The sequence below is a fragment of the Bacillus sp. FSL R5-0431 genome, from assembly GCF_038002985.1.
Taxonomy (GTDB): domain Bacteria; phylum Bacillota; class Bacilli; order Bacillales; family Bacillaceae; genus Bacillus.
Genome location: NZ_JBBOOG010000001.1, coordinates 951626 through 969071, shown reverse-complemented (window position 1 = coordinate 969071; position 17446 = coordinate 951626). Strand labels below are relative to the sequence as shown.

Here is a 17446-nt window from a genome sequence, read left to right as displayed (position 1 = left end):
TTTTAAATTTGATGGTGTTATGAAATCTATGCTTTTCCTATGCTCTTTTCATCAGATGAGATACAATAAAAGCAAGTTCAAGGTTGTTTCCGTATTGTCGTGTTTATTTATTGTTTCATCAATAAAAGCAAGGAGGCAATGATGATATGATTTCTCATTTTCAATGGAAACCTCTCTTTAAGAAAGCACAGTTGCCAGGCTGGAAAATATCCTTTTTTCACAATGGTGCGCACTACGAAGGCATCTACCACAAAACAGGTGATATTGAATGGGGCTCTCAGCTTCCACCTCATGAAGTCGAACCAACCTTAAAAGAAGAAATCCACGAATTAATGCTATTCCATGTCTATGATTAAACTGTTTAAGGAGCTTCGCCATGTTAGAAAAATTAAAGCTTGTTTACGGAGAGCATATCATCAGCTCACCTACAAATGATCATCAAATTCTTTGGTATCAAACAGACGAAGGCGAATTATTTGGAGTAGACAAATCAGAGCTTACAGCGAGAGAAACACTTCTTCTCAATACTTTCCTTACACCAATTGATCTTTCTCATACAAAGCAGACTGAGGATGAACAAAAATGGTACAGCTATCTTTTTGATAACAAACCACTAACCGTTCAGCACCCCGTCCGTGTATATTATTTTAAAATGTCCCATCAAGCAGAACAAAGGCAGCAAATAAAAGAGGCTGTGGTTCACAGCCTCGAACATACTCATTTCATTTGGACAGGCGCTGATACAGCGATGCTGATTCAAACAAACGCTACATCAGAAAATGGTCAATTAGATCTGCTAAACGATTTGTCTCTAGCCATTACAAGTGACTTTTTAACAGACTCAGTCTTTTTACAAGGACAGCTCCATTTGCCAAATGGACATTTACAAAAGAAATTGTTAAATGAACAGAAACTTTTCTTGGACCATGTGCAGCGAGGCAAGCTTAGATCAGGGATTTCCACATTTTATCAATGTCTGCCATCACTCATACGTTATGATGAATCCGCGCTCTCTCATGCTATTTCAGATGCTTTTAAAGAGGCGGTCCTTGATCGGGACGTTTACCGCACCCTCATGACCTATATGCAATGTAACTTAAATGCATCCAAGGCAGCAAAAGCTTTATATGTTCACAGAAACAGCCTTCAATATCGAATCGATAAATTTATTGAGCGCACAGGAATCGATATACGGCATTTTCCAGAAGCATCTGCTGTTTATTTTATGATGAATCTTCTCGACCTTTCATAACAATCAATGACATGAGCATCCTGCCCAAAAGTGAAAATGAGATGTTGTGCACGTTGTCCATTTACAGACGCTTCCCCATTTTATACACTTTATTTACAAGTAAAGCGCTTTCAATAAGAGGATGGGGAGGTTATCATCTATGGCTGAAATGATGCTCAATCAAATTTATAAAGTGTATGATAACAAGGTAACAGCAGTAGACAACTTTAATCTACATATAGAAGATAAAGAATTTATTGTGTTTGTTGGTCCATCTGGGTGCGGAAAATCAACAACCCTTCGCATGATTGCAGGACTTGAAGAGATTTCACAAGGGGATTTTCTGTTAGACGGAAAACGGATGAATGATGTAGCACCTAAAGACCGGGATATCGCAATGGTTTTCCAAAACTATGCTTTGTACCCTCACATGAATGTATACGATAATATGGCTTTTGGATTAAAGCTGCGGAAGTTCCCGAAAGCAGAAATTGATGAGCGGGTTCGAAATGCTGCGAAAATATTGGGGCTTGAGCAATATTTAGACAGAAAACCAAAAGCTCTGTCTGGCGGTCAAAGACAACGTGTTGCACTTGGGAGAGCAATTGTGCGTGATGCAAAGGTCTTTCTTTTGGATGAGCCGCTTTCTAATTTAGATGCAAAACTTCGCGTTCAGATGCGTGCTGAAATATCTAAGCTTCATCAGCGTCTGCAAACGACATTTATCTATGTCACACATGATCAGACTGAAGCTATGACAATGGCTACTCGCCTTGTTGTGATGAAAGATGGCTTTATTCAGCAGGTTGGAGCGCCGAAGGATGTATATGAAAATCCAGAGAATGTATTTGTAGGCGGATTCATTGGCTCTCCTGCGATGAATTTTTTCACAGGAAAGCTCTCTGACGGTGCCATTGCAGTTGGAAAAACGCATATTCGTGTACCAGAAGGAAAGATGAAGGTATTACGCAGCCAAGGTTATATCGGAAAAGATATCATCCTTGGTATCAGACCAGAAGATTTTCATGATGAACCCGTGTTTATAGAGGCATCTGAGGGCACAAAGATCGATGCCAACGTAGAAGTTGCTGAATTAATGGGAGCAGAAACGATGCTTTACTCTTCTCTCGATGGTCAGTCTTTTATTGCACGTGTTGATTCTCGTACTGATGTTCAGGCTGGACAGTCTATCCCTCTTGCTATTGATATGAACAAGGCCCACTTCTTTGATTCGGATACAGAACTTCGCATTCGCTCTGCTGATTAAAGAGATCTATGCAGCACCATCACTCATGATTGAGTGATGGTTTTTTTGCATGTTGAACAACATTTACCATGTTCTTTTCTCGTATGTTTTTTTCAGAAATCACCATAATACTTAGTACAAAGCAGTTACTGCATTGGGTTTCGCCAAGTGGCAAATGACTTGCTCATTTCGCTGGTGCGATTCCAGCAAACCCAACCAAAAACCAAATCATATACAAAAAGGAGATTCACATCATGGCAAATTCTAATAGTTCAAATCAATTACTAGTTCCTGGAGCAGAGCAAGCAATCGACCAAATGAAGTACGAAATCGCTTCTGAATTCGGTGTAAACCTTGGTGCAGAAACAACATCTCGCGCTAACGGATCAGTTGGTGGAGAAATCACTAAGCGTCTTGTATCTTACGCTCAACAACACATGGGTGGAACACAAGCTTAATTTCATATTTGGATCATAGAAGGCACCTCTTAAGGTGTCTTCTTTTTTTATTTTTATCCCTCACCAATCTCCTTTCCAGCTCATATCATGTAGTAGAAAGGAGCGGATCTTCATGGACATTATTTCCGGTATGAACTTTGAACTTCTACAATTTGTAGGGATCTCTCTATTATGTGAATATGCTCATAGTATTCGGTCCTTTCACCTTTATAAAAAAAGCATCACATAAAAGTTGTACCATTTTGGGTTCTTTTCACTTATAGTATGTAGTGGAGGGATCGAACAGATGAAAATAGCTCTTTTCGGTGCTCATGGACGTGTAGGACAAGCATTTCTTCGTTTCGTTCAAGTAGATGATCGTTACATAGTTCGTTCATTGATTCGGACAAACCGAGAAGAAATGCTTGCGGGTATGTTTCAAGTCACCGGCAATTCAAGAAATCGAGAAGATGTGCTTGAGACGATCAAAGGAGCAGATATTGTTGTGAGCTGTCTATCAACAGATGGTGATGATACATTATCTGTTTCAATGGAGCATATCGTACAAGCCATGAAGCAATCAAATACTTCAAGAATTATTACAATTGGTACGGCAGGTATTTTAAAGGCAAGGCAGCAGCCGGAGCTTTACCGTTTTGAAACAAATGAATCAAGGCGGACTACTTCCCGAGCAGCTAAAGAGCATGCCAAAGCGTTTGAAATCCTTCAATCGACTGATCTAGATTGGACCATTATTTGTCCAACCTATTTACCAGATGGAGATGTGACACGGTCATATCGCTATGAGAAAGATTTTCTCCCTATAGATGGAAAGAAAATTTCAGTTGAAGATACCGCACACTTTTTATATCAGCAGTTAAATTCGAAGGAATTTGTACATCAACGCGTCGGCATTGCCTACTGATGATGCAGCTCGTGTAAACGATATAACTAGTAAAGGTCGAGGTCAAAAACGAATCCTCGACTTTTTATGCAAATAAAAAGAGCCTCATTCAAAGTGAATAGGCTCTTTTTTGTTATTCATCAGCTGTTTGCAACAGCACCCTTTTGCAGTTCGTACATTTGCGCATACAGCCCTTCTTGCTGCATGAGTTGATCATGACTGCCTCGCTCGACAATTTCACCTTTTTCTAATACCAAAATCATATCGGCTTTCTTAATGGTGGATAATCGGTGAGCAATGACAAAAGTCGTTCGTCCTTCTTTGACGATATCAAGCGCCCGCTGAATGATCGCTTCTGTTTCTGTATCAATGTTTGCGGTGGCTTCATCTAAAATTAAGATCGCTGGATCGTACGCTAATGCACGGGCAAATGAGATTAACTGACGTTCTCCTGAGGAAAGAGTACTCCCCTTTTCAACGACTGGTTCATCAAATCCTTTTGGCAGGTGCTTCAATAACTCTACTGCGCCTACTTGCTTTAATGATGATTCAATCGTTTCTCTTTTAATGTCTTCATTTCCTAAGCTGACATTTGATGCAATCGTTCCGGAAAATAAATACGGGTCTTGAAGCACAATGCCCATTTGTTTACGCAACGTTTGGCGTGACTGGTGATAAATGCTTTCCCCATCTATGAGAATGTCTCCTTGCTGAATGTCATAAAAACGCAGCAGCAAGTTCATGATCGAGCTTTTCCCAGAACCGGTATGCCCCACAAGTGCAACCGTCTGGCCTTTTTTGGCCTCGAACGTAATGTTCTTTAATACATTATTTCCTTCATTATAAGCAAAGGTGACATCTTGGAACTGAACGTGTCCCTCCATTTTCTTTTGAACAGGTTCTTCCACTGTTGTTCCTGGCTCATCTAATAATCGGAAAACCCTTTCCGATGAAACCCTTGCTAATTCCAATCTCGAGAATTGGTTCACAATGCCTGTAATCGGCTGAAATAATCGATTTAAATAATCGACAAACGCATAGAGCACACCAATTGACACAATGCCCGTCGCACTTAAGGACGCACCGCCAAAATACCAAATGAGTGCCACATATGCTAAATTCCGAAGCAGGTTAACCAAGTTATGCGACAGAAGTGAATTTAAATGCAGCATCTTTCGCTGATATCGAAAGTGATTGTTGTTCAGCTCATCAAATTCCTCTTTCGTCACTTTTTCATGACGAAACGCTTGAATAATGGTCATCCCTTGAATGGCTTCATTTAGCTTGGCATTGATGTCACTAATGATCGAACGAATGCGGTGGTTGTACACTGATGCAAACTTTCTGTAGGTCATTGACCATAGGAAAATAATCGGTACCGCCACCAAACAAATGAGTGCCAGCTTCACATTTAATAAAAACATGGCAATATAAATTCCAATCATGTAAATAGCACTCGTCACGAAATTAGCGAGGACTGTCACATATAAATCACGAATGGTTTCTGTGTCATTGGTAATCCTCGCTACGACCTTTCCAGCCGGTAAATTATCAAAATACCGGATAGGCAGCGTTTGAATATGCTCAAATACATCAACCCTCATTTTTTGAATAATTCGATTGGCTATCCGCTGTAGCAGATAATGCTGCGCATACTGAAAGAAAATCGCAATGACGAGAAGCCCTAGATAAAATAGAACAAGCTGCACCAAACCACTGATTTCCGGCTCATAAAAAGAGAAAATTTCCTCTTTTGATAAACGCTGTACTTGATATGTCTCGCGCTCGTTCCCATTTTCAATGGTAAGCTGATCTCCGGATATCTTTCGGTTTCCATCAAAACGAATCGGCTCATTTACAAAATAGTAACCGAATCCGACTTGCACCACATTGATTTGTTTTCCGGATTTCATACCACTGTCTAATCGATCGCTTCGTATATAGTTATTTCCCTGGTAATAAACGGTTTTGTCTGTTTTTTCATTGACTTCGACATACGGTTTTTCTACACCTAAAATATGATCATCAATCATTTTCTTCCCAATAAATGGTCCTGTCAGTTCAGCACCTACTGCAATGATGAGAAAGATCAAGGCAACAGACAGTACTTTCTTATAAAGGAGTGCGTAGGCAAGGAGTCTTCTTCCTGTTGTCATGCCTCATCCCCTCCTTCCAGCTGGTTTGTCAGCTGCTGACGCAAAAATTGTTCTTTGTACCACCCATCTTGCTGAATGAGCTCTTCGTGGGTGCCCTTTTGGACTATGCATCCTTCTTCCATGACAAGTATGAGATCCGCATGCTCAACAGCTGATAGACGATGAGTCGTAATAAACGTCGTTTTCCCATGACGATTTTGCCTTAAATTTTCTAAAATAGCGGTTTCTGTTTTTGCATCTACCGCAGAAAGCGAGTCATCCAGTATTAAAATGTCGGGGTCTATTAATAAAGCGCGTGCAATGGAAATTCGCTGCTTTTGTCCACCTGACAGCGCCACACCTTTTTCCCCCACCATGGTTTCGAGACCCTCTGGCAAAAGACGTAAATCTTTTTCAAAGTAAGCATCTTTGATCGCTTGTGCTAATTCATTTTGTTTTGCGTCCCGATGACCAAAGCGCATATTCTCTTCTACACTTTTTGAAAAAAGGATATGATCCTGCGGTACGTATCCGATCCATTGAAATAGCTGATCCAATTCGATCTCTTGGATTGGGACTCCTGATAGCAGGATTTGACCATCACCTGTTGGATACTGGCGTAGAAGCTGTTTTACGATAGTCGTTTTACCGCTTCCTGTTTTGCCTGTAATTCCGATTGTCTGCCCTTTTCGAACCGTAAAGGACACATCAATTAAATTATCTTTAGGGGAAGTTGGATACCTGAATGTCACGTGATCAAACTGAATATCGCCAGGCTCTTGTAACGTTTTTGGCTGAGAAGCGTCTGTGACATCCGGCTTGTAGCTGAGTGTATGATTCAACCGGTCTAACGACGCATTTCCCCTTTGCATAATATTAATCAATTCGCCTATCGCAAACATTGGCCAGATCATCATTCCAAGATAGACGTTAAATGCGACAAGCTCACCAATGGTTAAATCACTTTGGAACACAAGATAGGCTCCGTAGCCGATTCCAATTAAGTAGCTGACACCGACAAGTAATTTCACTGTCGGCTCAAACAATGAATCAATGATCGCCACTCTCATATTTTTTTGAAATACATCATCTGTCATTTGGCGAAAGCGTTCGACATCTTGTTTCTCCTGTACAAAAGACCGAATAACCCGGACACCTGCGACTGATTCAAGGACGCGATCGTTCATATCACCAAATGCATCTTGAGCAACTGTAAAGCGATCATGAATCTTGCTGCCATAATACGCAATCAAGAGCGCCATCAGCGGCATAGGGATGATCGCCATTAAGGTTAATTTCCAGCTAATCGTCAGCCCCATCGTAAAGAAGATCATCAGCATATAAGCAGTGGAATCAACCAATGTCAGAACGCCAAAACCTGTCGTTAAAGCCACAGCATTTAAATCGTTTGTACCTAATGCCATTAAATTACCGGTTTTTTTCTTTTCATAAAAGGTGGGTGTCATCTTAAGTAAGTGACGCATGAGCTTCCCGCGCATCACACGCTCCATGACATTTGCGCCGCCAAATAACTGATACATCCAAAAATATGTCAGCGTATAGACGACGACACCTAGCAAGCAAAAAATGGTTACATAAAACACAATACTGGATGTTGTAAATTGACCAGAACGAATGTCATCAACTGCCTGCCCAAGATATCTTGGCGGCAGCATTTCAAGCACATTCACAATGAGCAGAAGCGTAATGGCGATCGTGTAACGCCTCCACTCTTGTTTGAAGAACCAGCCTAATTTCGCAAATACTGAAAACATGTTTGTCTCTCCTTTTAAAGCTAGCCGCTTTCTAGATTTTCCTGGCTGTCACCTTGTTTCGTTTTTTTGGTTTTTGTCATTTGTCTTGCTTTTGGCATGTTCACATGCTTTCACTCCTCTTCATTTACTTGTTGATCTCCATCCCTTTATTTCGAAATGCGAAATGAATACAACAAAAAAAGAGGCAACCAGCTGTCTGGTACGCCTCTTTTAGTCATGTAAAAAGGCGCATGTTGACAAATACGCAACATACGCCTTGATTCATCCGATCAATTGGAACATACGAGTCCCTTTTCAATGACCAATGAAGGTGTAATTGTCACGTGAATCAACCCATTCATGCAGTTTGATTTCATTCTTCCAATGTTGCACATGACATTTCCTCCTTTTGGCTCTTGAATCTTTTTTTATCTTATAGTGGCTGTCACCATTTTGTCAATAAATATTTTTCAATAAATGAAATTTTCTAACAAAAAGTTCACCGCCTTCATGTGTATCTTTTTCAGATAACGGGTATACCATGAGTGTAAAGACTCCTTTTGAAAGGAATGAGGACATTGTTTCAAGCTGATCGGATGGTCGTTGCGTTTGATGGACATGAAGACAGTAAGAAAGCATTAAAAAAGGCAATCGCTCTAGCCAAAACCTTGAATGCCAAGCTGACTGTTGCCTATGCACATGATGGCAAATCAAGCAGACAGGTGTTTGATGCACCACGCCCAATGACTAGCGGAGCTTATATCGGCGGCGGCATGGCAGACCTTCAAACACCCCCTGTGTATGTACCTCATGATGAACAGCAAAGTCCCTTGATTTTTGAAGATCATACAGAAGAGGTCGTTGCAGAAGCAAGAATGCTTTTAAATGAGGAGCAGTTTGAAGCTGCCATTGAAATTGTTGAGGGGGAACCAGCGGAAGCGATTATCGAATATGCTGAAGACATATCAGCAGACCTCATCGTCATGGGAGCACGTGACCAAAGCAGATTGAAAAAAATGCTCTTTGGCAGTGTAAGTGAAAAGTTATCATCAAAATCAGATATACCTGTGCTAATTGTAAAATAAAAGAATCACTAAAGGCTGTAAACATTGGTTTACAGCCTCTCTTTATTTATGAAGAAATAGATGCTTCACTTTCATGTTTAATTTTTTGCTGGAAGCCTTCCTGTACACGCTTTGTCAACTCTCCTGGAACGCCTTCCCCTACTGGCTGGCCATCAATTTCAACAATCGGAATGACTTCAGCCGTCGTCGAGCTGATGAAGATTTCCTGCGCGCGCAGCAGCTCTTCTTTACTTATACGAGTTTCTTCAACACTGCATCCCTCTTCTTTACATACCTCAAGAAGCTTTCTACGGGTAATACCGTTTAGAATAAGATTGTTTGCTGGATGTGTGCGAATCACGCCATCAATGATGGCATATACATTCGAGGAGGTTCCCTCAGTCACAAAACCATCTCTAATGAGAATGGCTTCAAATGCACCAGCTTCAGATGCCTTCTGCTTTTCCATGACGTTATATAAGAGATTTAAGCTTTTAATATCACATCTTAACCAGCGAAGGTCCTCAGATAATATGGCCTTTGCACCAGCTGTCTGCTCATGAACAGGCTTTTTCACCTGGAACGTATATGCTGTGATTTGAGGAGTGAGAGAATCGCCATATTGATGTTTACGAGGTGCGACGCCCCGCGTGACTTGAATATACACACCTCCATCTGTTAATTGGTTGTGGGCGACGAGCTGTTTTAACTTTTCTTCCATATCTGATACTGCCCCTTGAAGATGAATGCCGATTTCTTTTGCACTCTTGAACAGACGCTCTGTATGCTCTTTTAATGTAAACAAAGTCCCATTGTATACACGGATGACCTCATAGACGCCGTCACCAAATTGATAGCCTCTGTCTTCAATATCAACATGTGCATCCTTTTTTTCAATGAAATCGCCATTATACAATACTTTCATACGGAATCTCCCCTTCGCTTCGCATTAATGGTTGAGTCTGATGCTATCTTAGCGGATAAATGAGTACGTTTCAATGATTATTCAGAATTATTTCACATCATGATAAATGGTCAACTTTCTATTGTAACAAACATAGACTCATAACCAAAAAGATTCCAATTTTTTAGCATCTTCTATATTCATAGGCTCTTTTTTCCTGTATACTTAATCCATATGAGCACGACAAAAAACAGCGAAAAAAGACAGAATCTACTACATGATTCGACACAAATTTTTGATTTATTGGAGCGATTGTAATGCAACGGGTTACGAAAAAACAGACACCTTCAAACACGATGCTGCTCTCAAAGGCGATTGGTTTAGTGATTCTGTCACTGATCCTCTTTTTTATTTGGGATATATCTAAAACCAATATGCAGGCAGCAGATCAGCCGGCTAAAATGTCTGCGAGCAGTCAATTCCGAAACACAAGCACAAGTCTGAAAGCAAAAGATGATTCTACGAAAACATTAGATGCACATTTTAAGATCAACCCAAACAAACATGTAACGGATCAAACGATCTTTTTAACCTTTGATGATGGTCCGTCAGCGACATCAAATCAGCTTTTAGATGTGCTCAAAGCGCATCAAGTAAAGGCCACATTCTTTATGCTTGGGCCGCAGATTAAGGAACACCCGGCAGCTGTGAAAAGACTTCATCAAGAAGGTCATCAGTTAGGGCTTCATGGTATCACACATGATGTGAAACGCTTTTATCAAAAAAGTGATTCTCCCGTCAATGAGATGAAGGAAGATCAGCGAATTTTGGCTTCTGTCACAGGTGAGTATACACATCTTGTGAGAACACCTTATGGCAGCGCCCCAAATTTAACGGATCAGCAAAAGGCACGTTTAAAACAAAAAGGCTTTGTATACTGGGATTGGACAATTGACAGTCTTGACTGGAAATATAAAAGCTCAAAATATGTACCAGAGGTATTAAATCAGCTGCAAGTGCTTGAGACAAAACATCCAAAAGAACCAAAAATCATCTTAATGCACGATCAGCCAGCGACAGCAAAATACTTAAACAGTTTAATCACACAGCTAAAAGCGAAGGGCTATACATTTGAAGTCCTTGATGAATCGATGAAGCCGCTGCAACAATAAAGAAAGACCCCGCACCTTTTTTGGATGCGGGGTCTTTGATGATTTATAAAGCTTTCACGAGATCGCCAATTCGCTCATGAAAGACAAGATCAAACAGTGGATCGTATTCTGTTTCACTCAAATTCATCATCACCTTGAAGATGGAAGGATTTTGAGCGGCATCTTCTGGAATATATCTTGCTGGCGCCACTTCTAGGGAAGTCCCCATGACGAGCAGAAGGTCCGCTCGCTGAAGTGATTTCTCTACTTGATCAAAATGTTTGACCCTGTCTCCAAAAAGGACAACATCTGTTTTCAGCACACGCCCACATGTCCGTCCGTCTGAGGAAACCTTTAGACATACAGGCACTTCTTCTTGTAATAAATAAGGCAGTTCATATGTCGCTTGGCACGATGGGCAAGTAGCTGTTTGAATGGAGCCGTGGAGTTCATATACATGCTGGCTTCCTGCTTTTTTATGCAAGCCATCAATATTTTGGGTGAAAATATCCACATGTTTTCCTTGTTTCTCAAGGCTGGCTAAAAAGGTATGTCCACTATTGGGCTCGTACTCTCCGCTCATTTTCATCTGAAACAATTCCTTGAATTTCGGCCAGAATTGCTGAGGGTGTGATAAAAAGTAGGACCGGCTCATCGCCTCCATGCGGGCGGTGTCTTCAGTCCATAAGCCGCCCGTTGATCTAAAATCGGGGATACCCGATTCTGTGCTCATACCCGCACCTGAAAGTACCATAATATGTGAAGCCTGCGTTAATTTCTCGCTTAGCGCTGCCACCTTTGTTTGATCCACTCACCATTCCTCCTTTATTCACCCAGCTGTTTTTCGCCTTTTTGTTTCATATAAATGGTCTGTCCAGGGAAGGCAAATTCTACACCTTCTTGATGGAAGATATCCATGATACGGTAGTTAATGTCCTGTTTAATATCAAGGTTTTCAGCCCAAGCCGTCGTGTTTGTGTAAAAGTTGAAAAATAAATTCAAATAACTGTCCGCCAGTACATCGAGATTTACCATGATCGTCTCCTTGTGCACCCCATCATGTTCATAAAGCATTTGTTTGAGACGTTTGATGCATCGGTCAAGATTTTCCTTTGGTGTATTATAGGATACACGTACGGAAAACGTAATTTGGCGTTTATTCATTCTCGTCCAGTTCGTGATAGGTTCCTTTGAAAGCGTAGAATTCGGAACTGTCACGACAGCTTCAGCAGGTGTTCTAAACTTTGTACTTCGAAATGTAATGTCCTCGACAGTCCCAAGAACACTAGGCGTCTCCACAAAGTCGCCCATTGTAAAAGGCTTCTCTGTAATGATGACGATTCCTCCAAAAAAGTTCGCCACCGTATCCTGTGCAGCAAGCGCAAAGGCTAGACCACCTAGACCAAGACCTGCCACCAGTCCATTTACATCATAATTAAATTCTTGTGCAATGACACTAATACTTAGTGCAATGATAATGAAGCGAAGTACCTTTGATAAAAACGGCGCTAAAATATCATCCATTTCCAATTCAAACTTCGAATTTACTTTTTGAAATAAGAAAGAAGAAGCTGCGGTTAAATTACAAAGCCCCCATGTCAGCATCAATATAATGGAGGATCTATATAATTTGACGATGACATCCATATGATGCTCAAAGTATGGTGCCTGTCTTAACGCAAAATATAACCCAAGTGCGACAAAAAACAGTCTGGCTGGCTTTTCGAAAGCCACAACAATTTGGTTAATGACCTCCGTTTTAGACCGATTGGTCAGCCTAAAGAGAAGATGAAATAAGTACTTCGTAAATACTTTCCGAAGCAATAAAAAAAGCAATAAAATACAAAGGCTAATACCGATTTGGATCGCAACATCTACTGTAAAATATGTATCCATCCATTTTTGTGTAATCATGTTTGTCTCTCTCCTTTAAAACAATCCTCTCTAGTTTATAATATAACCTTCGTTTATGTCCTCTCATAAATGTCTGACCTCTATATAAAAAGCCTCGGGACCAGTCCCGAGGCATGATGTTCAATTATGAAATTTTGGCTAGAGACATATCGACGGGCAGCAAACTACTTTTTCTTCTGAGCCTGATCAAGGAGAGTCGCTTTAAACATTTCAGCATCCGTTTCGGCCTTAATACGTTCTTCCACTCTAATTCTCCCTTTACCCAATCATCTCGCCTCCTTTTCATCATTATAAAACATCAGAATTTTCAGTCAACATGACGAAAGCACTAATATTTTGGCGAACGCTGACGATTTGGACAAAATTGATCGAAGAAAAATTGATGTACTTCAGATTTACTCAATCAAAGCTTGGGATATTCCTGCAACTTTTCACATTTGAATCATCATACTTTCTTAGCAATGCGATTCACCATTACATACAGCTCTTCTTCCCTCCATATAGTAAAGAAGGAAAAACGGTAAAGCATTTGATATGATAAGACCAGAACTTATGTCAGGGAGCTGGAGCATGTGTATATTATTGCGCATAGAGGATCATCAAGCGCTGCCCCAGAAAATACAATGGCCGCGTTTGATTTAGCTGTTCAGCAGGGTGCAGATTATATTGAATTAGATGTACAGCTCACATTGGACCAGCACGTCGTCGTGATCCATGATGATACAGTTGACCGAACGTCGAATGGGAACGGCTTAGTCAAAAGCTATACACTTGATCAGCTGAAAAAACTGGACGCAGGAAGCTGGTTTGACCAACATTACACGAATGAACGAATTCCAACATTACAAGAAATTCTTGAGAGATACAGCCAGCGGATCGGGATATTGATCGAGATCAAACACCCAAAACGGCAGATAGGAATTGAAAAGGCAGTTGTCGACATCATCAATCGGTTTGCCTATTCTCGTCATATCATGATTCAATCTTTTGATGATCATGCACTTCAAAGAATCAAGGCTTTCGCCCCTTCTCTTCGAACAGCTTTTATTATAAAGCCTACTGCATTTAAACTGGCGAAAAGAAAATTAACTGCATACAGCTCGTTTGCCGATTGTCTTAATATGAAGAAAACGATGATCAACAGATGGTGGATAGACCGCATCCACTCATTCGGGATGGATGTGTTTATATGGACTGTGAAAGACCAAAAAACAGCCGATCGGATCAAAAAATATCCCGTTGATGGAGTGGTGACGGATCACCCGCCATTTTTTCTAAAGGAGAAATGATGTAAATGAAAGCGTATCTTGCTGTATTTATAGGCGGACTGCTTGGGACACTTTGCAGATATGAACTAAGCCAATCGATTGTCAGCCAAACATTCCCTTATGCAACGCTAATCGAAAACGTAACAGGCAGTCTGCTTCTTGGTTTTTCAACAGGATATTTTATGTTCCAGAAGGGAAAAAAATATCTTGCCGTTTTGATCGGAACAGGATTTTGCGGAGGTTTTACGACAATGTCCACTTTTTCTAAAGAAACGGTTCTTTTATTACAGACTGGGCAATTCACCTCAAGTGTGATCTACATCCTGCTCTCAGTCATTGCCGGAGTAGCCGCTGCCTTATGTGGACTGATGCTTGCTCAGCGGCTCTTTCATCAAAATAAGCAGCAGAGAGGAGGCAGATAAATGATCGTTTTATATACAGCTGTTGCCGGCGGGATTGGCAGCGCCCTTCGTTTTTTCATTAGCCAATTAATACAGAAAACCAAGTCTCATGCTCGTTTCCCGTATAGTATTATTCTCATCAACTTATTAGGTGCTGCCGGTTTAGGTATACTGACAGGTGCCGTGACTGCCAATCATCCGCTGCTTATGATCATTGGAACAGGTTTTTTCGGTGGCTTTACAACATTCTCTACGTTTAGTGTAGAGTCTGCGACCATGCTAGAGCAGCGGCAAATCGGAAAACTTGCTGTCTACTTATTGATGACGATCATCGGGTCTTTCTGTCTCTTTGCTGCGTGCTATCAAATAGGACATCACCTTTTTTAAATATTGGTAATGGCGGCTAAGCTGATGAGCAGTTGATCCATGAGCTGGCGCTTCATTAAAAAGAGTGTTTTTTCACTGTAGCCGATTTCCATCGCACATTTGGCCATCCGCCAATCTCGAAAATATTTGTAATCGATGAGCTGCTGCTCTATTTCATCCAACTCTTTTAGTGCTGTTTTAATACATGCAACGATGAGTTCATACTGATTTTTTTGCTCTTCTAACTTCTTCCGTGTCATGTGATCCAGATGATGCGGGCTTCTTTTTTCAATCTGTCTTTCGATATTTAAAATCGCTGCCTGGTAATTTTTGAAATTCTTCAAATGAAACTCAATACGTTTCATTGAGGTTTTTTTCTCTGTGATACTTGCTGTTTCATACCAAAGCATGTCCATCCCCCTCTATCGAACATTTGTTCTTATTATAACCCGAACAAACATTCGCAAAAAGAGACTAAATACCTAAAAAAACCTTGAGCTTATTTTTCGCTCAAGGTCATTTCATTTACTAACAGCGGCTCTTTTATATCAAGCCCAGTACGTGCATTTCCTTTTTCTGATGATGTGACGCCTTTCTTCAGGTCGATCTTTTTCACATAGCGTCCATCCATCTCCAAGACCTTCATCCGAATATCATCAAGATAAATGGATTGTCCTTCTCGGATATCAATATTCTCTTTTAAGATTAACCCGCCTATTGTATCAATTTCTTCATCATGATATGACATTTCGATCAAATCTTGAACTTCATCTAATCTTACTTTGCCATCTAAAACATAATGATGATCGGCTCTTTTTTGAATAACCGGCTGCTCATCTTCATCGAATTCATCTCGAATATCTCCAACAATCTCTTCTAAAATATCTTCTGTTGTGACAAGTCCAGACGTTCCGCCATATTCGTCGGTTAAAATCGCCAAATGCATTCTATCGCGCTGCATCTTGACGAGAAGCTCCTGAATAGGAATCGTGTCAATGACCTCAATCACTGGATATATATAATCTTGAATCTTCAGTTGATCTTTTTCTCCTTGATACACAAGATCTGCAAAGAGCTGCTTTTTGTTCAGCATGCCGATGACATGGTCTTTATCCCCTGAAAACACGGGAAAGCGTGTATACTTTTCCTGCGTCATGATGGAGAGGATATCATCTAGCGGCATATCTTCTGGAATTGCACAAATTTCTCTCCGCGGTACCATGATCTCTCTGGCAATTCGATTATCAAAGTCGAAAATCTTGTTCATATAATTATATTCTGATGGGTTGATTTCCCCATTTTTTAAGCTCTCAGATAATAAAATCTTCAATTCCTCTTCAGAGTGGGAATGTTCTTTTTCAGACCCCATATCGATGCCCATCATTTTGGTTAGAACACGGGCTGACCCGTTTAACACATAAATGAAAGGGAACATCAGGATATAAAATGCATGCAGCGGGCCTGACAGCCAGAGCGTCATTTTTTCCGCCTTTTGAATCGCAAGCGTTTTTGGTGCAAGCTCACCGACGACTACATGCAAAAAGGTAATAATAGAGAACGCAAGTGTTGCTGAGATCAGGCTGATTGCTGAATCAGGAATGTTTGTCAAACCGAAACCTCGAACCAAAAGTTCTTTTACAGCCGGCTTACCAATCCACCCTAAACCAAGGGATGTCACTGTAATACCGAGCTGACAGGCTGACAAATATTCATCTAGCCTTGATGTCACCTTTTTCGCCACGATGGCCTTTTTGGACCCTTCGGCAACAAGTTGATTAATTCTTGAACTTCTCACCTTTACTATGGCAAATTCAGATGCAACAAAGAAAGCTGTTAAAGCAATCAAAACACCGACTATACTCAGATTAACAATATCGTCCATTTAACCTTGCTCTTTCTTAGAAGAACAAGGAGTCACCTCCTGATTGATGATGTTATATTTTGCAAAACGGTTAACTGATTAAATAAGACTACATTGAGGGCCCCACTTAACCACCTCCGGTTCACGTATAAATCCGCTTCTCTACATATATATGAAACGGTATTCATTTTATCTTACCATAAATAATCTGAAAATTCCTGTATCACTATGTTAAATTTGACAGGACAATCTAGACTGAGAAATCCCTCTCTAATGTTCATATCGGCAGGAAATATGAACAATTAACTTGTATTTCAGACTCGAATTATATTAAACTATTTTCATAAACTATAACGTGACGGTTAGGAGGAGATGTTCAGATGGGGCTGAGAAAAAGTATCGTATTGGTGAACTAGCACAGATTGCACAGGTGACGAAACGAACTGTAGATTATTATACAAATCTAGGTTTGCTTGCGCCTGTTAGATCTTGCTCAAATTATCGTTATTACGATGAACATGCTTTAAAACGATTACAATTAATCGTTCTTTGCAAACAGCAGAGATTGGCTCTTTCTGACATCAAATCCAGATTAGATGAACAATTCCCTTCTCAAAAGGAAGATCCTGATGAACTTGTCCATTTAACCTCTGATATCGATCGGATGAACGAGCATATGGACCGCATTTTGGTACGTTGTAAGCAGCTTCAGCCAGAACAACGTGAAAAATTAAAAGAGCAGCTTACACCTGAAAAGATGACGGCTGTCCAATCATTTTTACTGCTGTTAAGTTAAAATTTTTACTAAAC

General features: G+C 40.5%; 19 protein-coding genes. 11 read left to right on the top strand and 8 right to left on the bottom strand.

Features of this window, described 5'->3' with window-relative positions; genetic code table 11:
- The first annotated feature begins 146 nt into the window (after positions 1-146).
- From MKZ03_RS04715 to MKZ03_RS04695, 5 genes are all read left to right on the top strand, one after another.
- The gene (locus MKZ03_RS04715) at positions 147-356 is read left to right on the top strand and encodes a YheE family protein (RefSeq protein ID WP_003211787.1); all 210 of its coding nucleotides are present in this window, start codon (positions 147-149) and stop codon (positions 354-356) included.
- Between the two features lie 20 nt (positions 357-376).
- Positions 377-1252, top strand: a complete 876-nt coding sequence (locus MKZ03_RS04710; RefSeq protein ID WP_307499389.1) for a helix-turn-helix domain-containing protein — start codon at positions 377-379, stop codon at positions 1250-1252.
- 139 nt (positions 1253-1391) lie between these two features.
- On the top strand, positions 1392-2498 hold the full coding sequence (locus tag MKZ03_RS04705; protein WP_307499388.1) for an ABC transporter ATP-binding protein: 1107 nt from the start codon (positions 1392-1394) through the stop codon (positions 2496-2498).
- 233 nt (positions 2499-2731) lie between these two features.
- A complete protein-coding gene (locus MKZ03_RS04700; RefSeq protein WP_034663637.1) occupies positions 2732-2935 on the top strand; it encodes an alpha/beta-type small acid-soluble spore protein in 204 nt (67 codons plus the stop codon).
- A 286-nt stretch (positions 2936-3221) separates the two neighbouring features.
- Entirely contained in the window at positions 3222-3839 is a 618-nt protein-coding gene (locus MKZ03_RS04695) for an NAD(P)-dependent oxidoreductase (RefSeq protein WP_034663640.1), read from the top strand.
- A gap of 119 nt (positions 3840-3958) precedes the next feature.
- On the opposite strand, the gene MKZ03_RS04690 is transcribed toward MKZ03_RS04695, so the two are convergent.
- Together MKZ03_RS04690 and MKZ03_RS04685 are read right to left on the bottom strand one after the other, a co-directional pair.
- On the bottom strand, positions 3959-5974 hold the full coding sequence (locus MKZ03_RS04690) for an ABC transporter ATP-binding protein (RefSeq protein WP_341031110.1): 2016 nt from the start codon (positions 5972-5974) through the stop codon (positions 3959-3961).
- Positions 5971-7728: an ABC transporter ATP-binding protein gene (locus tag MKZ03_RS04685; RefSeq protein WP_034663647.1), complete on the bottom strand. Its 1758-nt coding sequence runs from the start codon at positions 7726-7728 to the stop codon at positions 5971-5973. The genes MKZ03_RS04690 and MKZ03_RS04685 overlap by 4 nt, the downstream gene beginning before the upstream one ends.
- 557 nt (positions 7729-8285) lie before the next feature.
- Between MKZ03_RS04685 and MKZ03_RS04680 the strand changes: the two genes are divergently transcribed.
- Positions 8286-8792, top strand: a complete 507-nt coding sequence (locus MKZ03_RS04680; RefSeq protein WP_341031108.1) for a universal stress protein — start codon at positions 8286-8288, stop codon at positions 8790-8792.
- Between the two features lie 46 nt (positions 8793-8838).
- Here MKZ03_RS04680 and dat read toward each other — a convergent pair whose 3' ends face one another.
- Positions 8839-9696, bottom strand: coding sequence for a D-amino-acid transaminase (gene dat / locus MKZ03_RS04675; RefSeq protein WP_307499386.1), 858 nt, complete (start codon positions 9694-9696; stop codon positions 8839-8841).
- Between the two features lie 296 nt (positions 9697-9992).
- Here dat and MKZ03_RS04670 point away from each other — a divergent pair, with 296 nt between their 5' ends.
- On the top strand, positions 9993-10847 hold the full coding sequence (locus tag MKZ03_RS04670) for a polysaccharide deacetylase family protein (protein WP_034663654.1): 855 nt from the start codon (positions 9993-9995) through the stop codon (positions 10845-10847).
- Positions 10848-10890: 43 nt separating this feature from the next.
- Here MKZ03_RS04670 and MKZ03_RS04665 read toward each other — a convergent pair whose 3' ends face one another.
- The 3 genes from MKZ03_RS04665 to MKZ03_RS04655 all read right to left on the bottom strand — a co-directional run bounded on the left by MKZ03_RS04665 (position 10891) and on the right by MKZ03_RS04655 (position 13006).
- Positions 10891-11622, bottom strand: a complete 732-nt coding sequence (locus MKZ03_RS04665; RefSeq protein WP_400559241.1) for an NAD-dependent protein deacylase — start codon at positions 11620-11622, stop codon at positions 10891-10893.
- Positions 11623-11651: 29 nt separating this feature from the next.
- Complete coding sequence (locus MKZ03_RS04660; RefSeq protein WP_060595874.1) at positions 11652-12740, bottom strand: mechanosensitive ion channel family protein; 1089 nt, start codon at positions 12738-12740, stop codon at positions 11652-11654.
- 164 nt (positions 12741-12904) lie between these two features.
- Positions 12905-13006, bottom strand: a complete 102-nt coding sequence (locus tag MKZ03_RS04655; RefSeq protein WP_017360338.1) for a YhdX family protein — start codon at positions 13004-13006, stop codon at positions 12905-12907.
- Positions 13007-13312: 306 nt separating this feature from the next.
- Here MKZ03_RS04655 and MKZ03_RS04650 point away from each other — a divergent pair, with 306 nt between their 5' ends.
- From MKZ03_RS04650 to crcB (MKZ03_RS04640), 3 genes are read left to right on the top strand one after another with little or no spacing between them, the layout of a single operon-like run.
- On the top strand, positions 13313-14029 hold the full coding sequence (locus tag MKZ03_RS04650) for a glycerophosphodiester phosphodiesterase (protein ID WP_334748433.1): 717 nt from the start codon (positions 13313-13315) through the stop codon (positions 14027-14029).
- 5 nt (positions 14030-14034) lie between these two features.
- Complete coding sequence (gene crcB, locus MKZ03_RS04645) at positions 14035-14430, top strand: fluoride efflux transporter CrcB (protein ID WP_341031105.1); 396 nt, start codon at positions 14035-14037, stop codon at positions 14428-14430.
- Entirely contained in the window at positions 14431-14796 is a 366-nt protein-coding gene (gene crcB / locus MKZ03_RS04640; protein WP_307499382.1) for a fluoride efflux transporter CrcB, read from the top strand.
- Here the strand turns inward: crcB (MKZ03_RS04640) and MKZ03_RS04635 are convergent.
- A complete protein-coding gene (locus MKZ03_RS04635; RefSeq protein WP_307499381.1) occupies positions 14793-15185 on the bottom strand; it encodes a transcriptional regulator in 393 nt (130 codons plus the stop codon). The two genes, crcB (MKZ03_RS04640) and MKZ03_RS04635, sit on opposite strands and share 4 nt — an antisense overlap.
- An 89-nt stretch (positions 15186-15274) precedes the next feature.
- Complete coding sequence (locus MKZ03_RS04630; protein ID WP_034663680.1) at positions 15275-16657, bottom strand: hemolysin family protein; 1383 nt, start codon at positions 16655-16657, stop codon at positions 15275-15277.
- Positions 16658-16991: 334 nt separating this feature from the next.
- Between MKZ03_RS04630 and MKZ03_RS04625 the strand changes: the two genes are divergently transcribed.
- On the top strand, positions 16992-17432 hold the full coding sequence (locus tag MKZ03_RS04625; RefSeq protein WP_034620022.1) for a MerR family transcriptional regulator: 441 nt from the start codon (positions 16992-16994) through the stop codon (positions 17430-17432).
- Positions 17433-17446: the final 14 nt, after the last annotated feature.